This window comes from Mycobacterium sp. E2327, from assembly GCF_001672675.1.
GTDB lineage: Bacteria > Actinomycetota > Actinomycetes > Mycobacteriales > Mycobacteriaceae > Mycobacterium.
In genome coordinates this window covers 1-9,655 of the sequence record NZ_LZKE01000189.1, presented here as the reverse complement: position 1 = coordinate 9,655, position 9,655 = coordinate 1, and the positions used below count along the sequence as shown (strand labels likewise).

The following is a 9,655-nucleotide window of genomic DNA, read 5'->3' as shown; positions in this document are numbered from 1 at the left end:
CCTGCGGCCTGCGACTTTGAGGACCCTTTGAGCCGAGCTAACCGGCTTCGAAGAATCTACTGAGAATTCGCTGAGTGACCTTGGCCGTTTCGGCCGACAACGCGCGCGACCTCGACCATCGCCGACGTGATCTGCGCGATCTCCTCGCCGGAGCAGACATACGGCGGCATCGCATAGATCAGGTTGCGGAACGGGCGCAGCCACACGCCGCGGTCCAGCGCCGCCGGGGTGGCGACGGCCAGGTCGACCGGCCGGTCGCATTCGATGACGCCGATGGCGCCGCACACCCGTACGTCGGCCACGCCGGGCAGGTCCCGGGCCGGTCGCAGTCCGTCCGCCAGGCCCGCGGATATCTCCCCCACCCTGGATCGCCAGTCCTGGGCGAGCAGCAGCTCGACGCTGGCCACCGACACCGCGCAGGCCAGCGGATTGGCCATGAACGTGGGCCCGTGCATCAGCGCGCCGGCCTCCCCCGAGCTGATGGTGTGCGCAATCTCGGTGCTGCACAGGGTGGCGGCCAGGCTGAGGTACCCGCCGGTCAGCGCCTTGCCGACGCACATGATGTCCGGGCTCACCCCGGCGTGGTCGGCGGCGAACAGTTCGCCGGTGCGCCCGAAGCCGGTGGCGATCTCGTCGAAGATCAGCAGCACGTCGTGCCGCCGGCACATGTCCCGAAGATCGGTCAGGTAGCGCGGATCATGGAAGCGCATCCCACCCGCACCCTGTACCACGGGCTCGACGACGACGGCCGCCAGTTCGTCGGCGTGCTCGGCAAGCTGTGCCTCGAACGCCGCACTGTAGGCGGCGTCGTAGTCGCCGGGCACCTGGGGGGCGAAGACCTGTCGCGCCAGGATGTCGGTCCACAGCGAGTGCATGCCGCCGTCGGGGTCGCAGATGCTCATCGGGGTGAAGGTGTCGCCGTGGTAGCCGCCCCGCCAGGTCATCAGCCGGTGCTTGGCGGGCCGGCCGCGGCTGCGCCAGTATTGCAGCGCCATCTTGACCGCCACCTCCACCGACACCGACCCCGAGTCGCTGAAGAACACCGTCTCCAAGCCCGCCGGCGTGATCTCCACCAGCAGCCGCGCCAGCCGGGCCGCGGGCTCGTGGGTCAGCCCGCCGAACATGACGTGGTTCATCGTGGCCAGCTGCGCGGCGAGCGCGGCGTCCAGGTCCGGGTGGCCGTGCCCGTGGATCGCGGTCCACCAGGAGCTCATCGCGTCGAGCGCCTCGACGGGCTCGCCGTCGCGGATCAGCGTCAGCCGGGTGCCCCGGGCGGCGACGGCCACGACGGGCGCCATCGCCTCCCTGCCGATGGTGCTGTAGGGGTGCCACAGGTGCGCCGCGTCGATCGCGCTGATCTCCTCGGGCGTCAGCCCGCCCCTCGCCGCAGGCATAGAGATCGAGCGTAGAGGCAGCCGGTTCGCACAATTCGCGGCCATCGGGGACCATCTATGGCCATGGCTTCGCCGCATCAGACCGACGGCCCCAACCCGGGTGACCACATCGCCGCCCCGCCGGCGCCCGAGCGCCCCGACCAGCGCGACCACGAGCCACCCCGGGTGCTTCGCCTGCGGATCGCGGCCTGGGACGTCATCTGCACGGTCACGCTGCTGGTGCTGCTGTTGGTCCTCGCCACGGCGACAGACTGGCCGGCGCGGCTCTTCGGCTACCTCGAGAAGGTCTGCCAGGGCGAGGACTGCGGACCGGTCCCGTTCGGGATCGACTACTACATTCACCCGGTTGTGTGGGGCGGCATCGGCGCGGCGATCGCCGCGGCCGGAATCGGCCCGTTCGTGTCCCTCCTGAAGGGCTGGTACATGTCCTTCTGGCCGGTCTTGTCGCTCGTCCTGCTCATGGTCGCCTCGGCGGCCGGCTTCATCCTGACCACCTTCAGCGAGCGCTACTGGCTCTGACGGCGCGGCCGCGGAGTGTTCACCCAGATCGACGGCAGCGCGGAAAAGTGCGAGTGTGCGTCGCGCTGACGTCGACTTCGGCGCGACCGGGTCACCGGCGCGCGACTGAGACCCAAATCACAACGGGGCGCACGCGATTGGGGCGGCCAGTCACCGTCCGGTCACGTTACGACAAATAATCCTTTCCGATGCTCACCAGGCGTTTTCCGCCGGCCACTTCTGTTGTAAAAGTGTCTGTAGTGACTGGTGTGAATTCGGGCAAGCCGGCCGGGTTCATCGCCAAGCGTCATGCAGCGGCATCGGGCCCTGAGGGGGAAGGCCTCAAAATCCCAGCCGCCTGCACTAGCGGCCGCCGCGCGAAGTCACCGCGACGGAGGCCCAGGACCCAAGAAGGTGGGAACCCCATGAAACGCATCTCCGCTTTCGCGATCGGTCTCGCGATGCTGGTGGCCCCGTTGGCCACCGCCAGCATCGCGACGGCTGACCCCGGCACCCGGGCGATGGACTACCAGCAGGCCGCCGACATCGTCGTCATGCGCGGTCTTTCACAGCGCGGCGTGCCGTTTTCCTGGGCCGGCGGCGGCGTCACCGGCCCCACCCGCGGCAAGGGCACCGGCGCCATGACCGTCGGTTTCGACGCCTCGGGCCTGATGCAGTACGCCTACGCCGGCGCGGGGATCAAGCTGCCGCGTTCCTCCGGTGAGATGTACCGGCTGGGCCAGAAGGTGCTGCCGCAGCAGGCGCAGCGCGGCGACCTGATCTTCTACGGTCCCGAGGGCACTCAGAGCGTCGCGATGTACCTCGGCAACAACCAGATGCTCGAGGTGGGCGACGTGGTCCAGGTGTCGCCGGTGCGCGCCAACGGCATGACGCCCTACCTGGTCCGGGTTCTCGGGGTCCAGCAGACGCCGTTCCAGCAGGCGCCGCTGCAGCAGGTGCCCACCCAACAGGCACCCCTGCAGCAAGCGCCGGTCCAGCAGGTCCCGACCCAACAGGCACCGCTGCAACAAGCGCCGGTCCAGCAGGTCCCGACCCAGCAGGCGCCGCTGCAGCAGGCCCCGGTCCAGCAGGCGCCGGTGCAGCAGCTGCCCCTGCTGCAGCAGCCGCAGCAGGCGCCGGTGCAGCAGTCGCCCTACGGCATCACGCGGTAGCCCTTAGCCGGGGCCGTTTCGCCCCGCCGAACACCCGCCACTTGCTCCCCTGAACAGGCTCGCCGGAAGGCCGGCCGCCAGGAGCGGGTGGCGGTTTTCGGTTAAGTTGGCGGTTGACCATGCAGACCCTGTCGCCGCCTCGTCCACCGGTTGCCGCCGCACCGGTGCCGGCGCGCGCGGCCGGGTTCTATCGCTACGACCTCGACGGGCTGCGCGGGATCGCGATCGCGCTCGTCGCCGTGTTCCATGTCTGGTTCGGCCGGGTCTCCGGCGGCGTGGACGTTTTTCTGGCGTTGTCCGGGTTCTTCTTCGGCGGGAAGGTCCTGCGCGCCGCCCTTAACCCCGATGTCCCGCTGTCGCCGGTTTCCGAGGTGACCCGGTTGATCCGCCGCCTGCTGCCAGCCCTGGTGGTGGTCCTGGCCGGCTGCGGGCTGCTGACCGTCCTGGTGCAACCCGAAACCCGCTGGGAGACGTTCGCCGACCAGAGCCTGGCCAGCCTCGGCTACTACCAGAACTGGGAGCTGGCCAACTCGGCGGCCGACTACCTGCGCGCGGGTGAGGCCGTCACCCCGCTGCAGCACATCTGGTCGATGTCGGTGCAGGGCCAGTTCTACGTCGCCTTCCTGCTACTGGTCGCCGGGTGCGCCGTCCTGCTGCGCCGCCCGCTCGGCCCGCACCTACGGACGGGGTTCCTGCTGCTGCTCGGCGCGCTGACACTGGCCTCGTTCGTCTACGCCACCATCGCCCATCAGGACAACCAGGCGCTGGCCTACTACAACAGCTTCGCGCGGGCCTGGGAGTTGCTGCTGGGCGCGCTCGTCGGCGCCGTCGTGCCCTACGTCCGCTGGCCGATGTGGCTGCGCACCGCCCTCGCCACGGCCGCGCTGGCGGCGATCGTGTCGTGCGGCGCCCTCATCGACGGCGTCAAGGAATTCCCCGGCCCCTGGGCGCTGGTCCCGGTCGGGGCCACCATGCTGATGATTCTGGCCGGGGCGAACCTACCGGTCGGCGCCCATAACCGGATGCCGCTTCCCAACCGGATCCTGGCGGCGGGACCGCTGGTGGCGCTGGGCGCGATGGCCTACTCGCTGTACCTGTGGCACTGGCCGCTGCTCATCTTCTGGCTGTCCTACAGCGGGCACCGGCACGCCGGCCTCGTCGACGGCGCGGCGGTCCTGCTGGTCTCCGGGGCGCTGGCCTACCTGACCACCCGCCTCGTCGAGGACCCGCTGCGTTACCGGACATCCGCCGCGTCCCCGGCGCCCGAGCCGAGGATCCCCTCGGTCCCCTGGTCGCTGCGCCTGCGCAGGCCGACGATGGCGCTGGGATCGATGGTGGTGCTACTCGCCGTCACGCTCACCGCCACGTCGTTCACCTGGCGCCAGCACGTCACGGTGTTGCGCGCCGCGGGCAAGGAGCTCAGCGTCCTCAACCCGCAGGACTACCCGGGCGCGCGCGCCCTCACCGAGCACGCGCGGGTCCCGGCGCTGCCGATGCGGCCCAGCGTGCTGGAGGTCAAGGACGACCTGCCGATCTCGACCCGGGACGGCTGCATCAGTGACTTCGTCAACCCCGCGCTGGTCAACTGCACCTACGGCGACGTCGAGGCCACCCGCAGCATCGCCCTGGCCGGCGGCTCGCACGCGGAGCACTGGCTGCCCGCGCTGGACCTGCTGGGCCAGCTGCACCACTTCAAAGTGGTCACCTACCTCAAGATGGGCTGCCCGTTGTCCACCGAGGAAGTCCCGCTGATCATGGGCAACAACGCCCCGTACATGCAGTGCCGGGAATGGGTCCAGCGGACGATGACCAAGCTGGTCACCGACCGCCCCGACTACGTGTTCACCACGACGACCCGCCCGTGGAACATCAAGGCCGGCGACGTGATGCCGGCGACCTACATCGGCATCTGGCAAACGTTGTCGGACAACAACATTCCGATCCTCGGCATGCGGGACACCCCGTGGCTGGTCAAGAACGGCAAGCCGTTTGACCCGGCGGACTGCCTGGCCAAGAAGGGCGGCAGCCCCGATTCGTGCGCGGTCAAGCGCTCCGACGTGCTCGCCGACCGCAACCAGACGCTCGACTTCGTCACACAATTCCCGTTGCTGAAGGTCCTCGACATGTCGGACGCGATCTGCCGCGCCGACGTCTGCCGCCCCGTCGAGGGAAACGTGCTGATCTACCACGGCGCGCACCACCTGTCGCCCACCTACGTGCGCACAATGACCAACGAGCTGGGCCGCCAGATCGGGGCCGGCACCGGTTGGTGGTGACAGGCCGCCGCGCCCGGGCGCGGATAAGGTCGGATGATGCCTACGAACAAACCAGGCTCGGATGAAGGCGCCGCCGCACATGATGCCGGCACGGCCCAGCCCCGACTGGCCACCGTCTGGCCCGGAAATCCTTACCCGCTCGGCGCGTCCTATGACGGGGCCGGCACCAACTTTTCGCTGTTCTCCGAGATCGCCGACAGGGTCGAGCTGTGCCTGATCGACGGCGACGGCAGCGAGTCGCGCATCCCGCTGGATGAGGTCGACGGGTTCGTCTGGCACGCCTACCTGCCGAACATCGTCCCGGGTCAGCGCTATGGCTTTCGGGTGCACGGGCCCTTCGACCCGGCGGCCGGGCACCGGTGTGACCCCAGCAAGCTGCTGTTGGACCCGTACGGCAAGGCCTTTCACGGCGATTTCCAATTCGGGCAGGCGCTGTTCTCCTATGACCTGACGGCCGTCGACCCGGACGGCCCGAACGCCGACGGGCTCGATCCCGGCACTCCCCCGATGGTGGACTCGCTCGGCCACACCATGACCAGCGTGGTGAGCAACCCGTTCTTCGACTGGGGCTCCGACCGGGCCCCGCTCACCCCGTACCACGAGACCGTCATCTACGAGGCCCACGTCAAGGGCATGACGCAGACCCATCCCGGCATCCCCGAGCAGCTTCGGGGCACCTACGCCGGGCTGGCCCACCCGGTGGTGATCGACCACCTCAAGTCGCTCAACGTCACCGCCATCGAGCTGATGCCCGTTCACCAGTTCATGCACGACTCCCGACTCCTGGACCTGGGGCTGCGAAACTACTGGGGCTACAACACCTTTGGCTTTTTCGCCCCGCACAACCAGTACGCGGCCAACCGCACCGCAAGCGTCGCCGAGTTCAAATCCATGGTGCGCAGCTTCCACGAGGCCGGCATCGAAGTCATCCTGGACGTGGTCTACAACCACACCGCCGAGGGCAATCACCTCGGGCCGACGATCAACTTCCGCGGCATCGACAACGCGGCCTACTACCGGCTCGTCGACACGGACCTGCGGTTGTACAAGGACTACACCGGCACCGGCAACAGCCTGAACCCCCGACACCCGCACGTCCTGCAGCTGATCATGGACTCGCTGCGCTACTGGGTGCTCGAGATGCACGTCGACGGGTTCCGCTTCGACCTGGCCGCCACGCTGGCCCGCGAGCTGCACGACGTCGACCGGCTGAGCGCGTTTTTCGACCTGGTGCAGCAGGATCCGGTCATCAGCCAGGTCAAATTGATCGCCGAGCCGTGGGACGTCGGCGAGGGCGGCTACCAGGTCGGAAATTTCCCGGGTTTGTGGACCGAGTGGAACGGGAAGTATCGCGATACTGTGCGCGACTACTGGCGGGGCGAGCCCGCGACCCTGGGCGAGTTCGCCTCCCGGCTGACCGGGTCGTCGGACCTCTATGAGGTGACCGGTCGGCGCCCCAGCGCCAGCATCAACTTCGTCACCGCCCACGACGGGTTCACGCTCAACGACCTGGTGTCCTACAACGAGAAGCACAACATGGCCAACGGCGAGGACAACCGCGACGGCGAAAGCCACAACCGGTCGTGGAACTGCGGCGTCGAAGGCCCCACCGACGACCCCGACATCCTGGAGCTGCGCTGCCGCCAAATGCGCAACTTTTGGGCGACGCTGCTCGTCAGCCAGGGCACGCCGATGATCGCGCACGGCGACGAATTCGGCCGCACCCAGAACGGCAACAACAACGTCTACTGCCAGGACTCCGAATTGTCCTGGATGGACTGGTCATTGGTCGAAAAGAACGCGGATCTGCTGGCGTTCGCGCGCAAGGTGACCACGCTGCGCAAGAACCATCCGGTGTTTCGCCGGCGCCGGTTCTTCGAGGGTGAGCCGATCCGCAGCGGCGACGAGGTCCGCGACATCGCCTGGCTGAATCCGAGTAGCCGCGAGATGACGCACGAGGACTGGGGCGAGAGCATTCACAAGTGCGTGGCGGTGTTCCTAAACGGCGATGCCATCACCGCACCCAACGCCCGCGGCGAGCGGGTGGTCGACGACTCATTCCTGTTGTGCTTCAACGCCGGTGATGACCGGGTCGAGTTCGTGATGCCGCCCGACGACTACGCCCAGGAGTGGACCGTGGAGCTGGACACCAATCATCCCGCCGGTGAGGCGGACCAGGTGGTCAACGCCGAAGAGAAGGTCTCGCTGCCCTCACGTTCGCTGCTGATCCTGCGTAAGACCTTGTGACGCATGGCCTTTCCTGTTCTGTCCACCTACCGGCTGCAGTTGCGTGGTGAGTCCAGCGGTGTCGCGTTCACCTTCGCCGACGCCGAAAACCTGCTGGATTACCTCGACGAACTCGGCGTGACCCATCTCTATCTCTCCCCGGTGCTGACCGCCGCCCCGGGGTCGAACCACGGCTACGACGTCACCGATCCCACCACGGTCGCACCGGAGCTGGGCGGCGCCGACGGCCTGGCCCGGCTGTCCGCGGCGGCCCGGTCGCGCGGCATGGGCCTGATCATCGACATCGTGCCCAACCACGTCGGCATCGACGACCCCGAGCAGAACGCGTGGTGGTGGGACGTGCTGCGGCACGGCCGGGGCTCGCAGTACGCGGCGTTCTTCGACATCGACTGGGACCTCGACGAAAGCGGCCGAATTGTGCTGCCAATATTGGGTTCCGACGACGACGCGGCCGACCTGAAGGTCGACGGCGACCGGCTGCGGCTCGGCGACCTCGCCCTGCCCATCGCTCCGGGCACCGCGGAGGGCAGCGGCCCGCAGGTTCACGACCGCCAGCATTACCGGTTGGTGGGCTGGCGCAACGGAGTCACCGGCTACCGGCGCTTCTTCTCGATCACCTCGCTGGCCGGGCTGCGGCAGGAGGACCGCGAGGTGTTCGACGCCAGCCACGCCGAGGTCGCCCGCTGGTTCGACGAGGGACTCGTCGACGGCGTGCGCATCGACCACCCGGACGGATTGTCCGATCCCTGCGGGTATTTAGCCCGACTGCGTGAGCTGCTCGGGCCCGACGCCTGGATCGTCATCGAGAAGATCCTCGCCGTCGACGAGGCCCTGGAGCCGACGCTGCCGGTCGCCGGCACCACCGGCTACGATGTGCTCCGGCAGGTAGGCGGCGTCTTCGTCGACCCGGCCGGTGAGGAGGCGCTCACCGCGCTCGTCGACTCGGCGGGTTTGGACTACGACGCCATGCCCGCGCTGCTCGCCGAGCTCAAGGTTCGCGCCGCCACCCAGACCCTGGGCAGCGAGCTGGCCCGGCTGCGACGGGCCGTCGCGGCTACGGCGGGCACCGATGACCCGCTGCTGCCCGACGCCATCGCCGCGCTGCTCACCCACATCGGTGTCTACCGCAGCGACTACCCCGGCCTGGCCGCGCTGCTGCCCACCGCGTTGGCCGAAACCCAGGCCCAGTCATCGCAATTGGGGCCCGCGCTGCAGGTGCTGGCGGCGGCGCTGGCCGAGGGCGGCGAGCCCGCGACCCGGCTGCAGCAGCTCTGCGGCGCGGTGACCGCCAAGGCCGTAGAGGACTGCCTGTTCTACCGCGACGCCCGGCTGGTCTCGCTCAACGAGGTGGGCGGCGAACCGCACCGCTTCGGCGTCGGCCTGGCGGAGTTTCACTACAGCGCCGCCGACCGAGCCCGGTTGTGGCCGCACACGATGACGACGCTGACCACCCATGACACCAAGCGCGGCGAGGACGTGCGGGCCCGCATCGGCGTGCTGTCCCAGGTGCCGTCGCTGTGGACCGAGTTCCTGGCCCGCTGGGAGGTCCAGGCGCCCTCGCCCGATCCCGCGACCGGACAGTTCCTGTGGCAGAACATCTTCGGGGTTTGGCCGGTCAGCGGCCAGGTGACCGGGGAACTGCGCGCCCGGCTGCACGCCTACGCCGAGAAGGCCATCCGGGAGGCGGCCTGGCACACCTCGTGGAACGACCCCGACACCGCGTTCGAGGACGCGGTGCACCGCTGGCTGGACACCATCCTCGACGGCCCGGTGGCCGGCCAGTTGACCGAGCTTGTGGCCCAACTCAATCCGCACGCCGCAAGCGACGCGCTCGGCCAGAAGCTGCTCGCGCTCACCGTGCCCGGGACACCCGACGTTTACCAGGGCACCGAGTTGTGGGACGACAGCCTGGTCGACCCCGACAACCGGCGCGCCGTCGACTATGCCGCCCGCCGCGCCGCGCTGAAAGACCTGCAGCACCCGAAGATTCGCGTCGTCGCCGCGGCGAAACGCTACCACGTGGTCGGCGGCGTCGCCTTCGGCGAGCACCGGCCGGTGGCCGCCCCGC

At 69.0% G+C, this 9,655-nt stretch carries 6 protein-coding genes; 5 read left to right on the top strand and 1 reads right to left on the bottom strand.

All coding sequences use genetic code 11. From position 1 onward, the window contains the following. Positions 1 to 56 precede the first annotated feature (56 nt). Positions 57 to 1,394, bottom strand: a complete 1,338-nt coding sequence (locus A5712_RS21925; RefSeq protein WP_068109678.1) for an adenosylmethionine--8-amino-7-oxononanoate transaminase — start codon at positions 1,392 to 1,394, stop codon at positions 57 to 59. Positions 1,395 to 1,457: 63 nt separating this feature from the next. Here A5712_RS21925 and A5712_RS21920 point away from each other — a divergent pair, with 63 nt between their 5' ends. The 5 genes from A5712_RS21920 to treY form a co-directional block, all read left to right on the top strand. Beyond that, on the top strand, positions 1,458 to 1,913 hold the full coding sequence (locus A5712_RS21920) for a hypothetical protein (protein WP_068109682.1): 456 nt from the start codon (positions 1,458 to 1,460) through the stop codon (positions 1,911 to 1,913). 404 nt (positions 1,914 to 2,317) lie between these two features. Next, positions 2,318 to 3,064: an NlpC/P60 family peptidoglycan-binding protein RipD gene (gene ripD / locus A5712_RS21915; RefSeq protein WP_068109676.1), complete on the top strand. Its 747-nt coding sequence runs from the start codon at positions 2,318 to 2,320 to the stop codon at positions 3,062 to 3,064. A 119-nt stretch (positions 3,065 to 3,183) separates the two neighbouring features. Continuing rightward, positions 3,184 to 5,340, top strand: coding sequence for an acyltransferase family protein (locus tag A5712_RS21910; RefSeq protein WP_068109671.1), 2,157 nt, complete (start codon positions 3,184 to 3,186; stop codon positions 5,338 to 5,340). A gap of 36 nt (positions 5,341 to 5,376) precedes the next feature. Then, complete coding sequence (gene glgX / locus A5712_RS21905) at positions 5,377 to 7,587, top strand: glycogen debranching protein GlgX (RefSeq protein WP_068109668.1); 2,211 nt, start codon at positions 5,377 to 5,379, stop codon at positions 7,585 to 7,587. Between the two features lie 3 nt (positions 7,588 to 7,590). Then, positions 7,591 to 9,655 (top strand): malto-oligosyltrehalose synthase (gene treY, locus A5712_RS21900; RefSeq protein ID WP_068109663.1); only part of this gene is annotated, 2,065 nt, incomplete at its 3' end.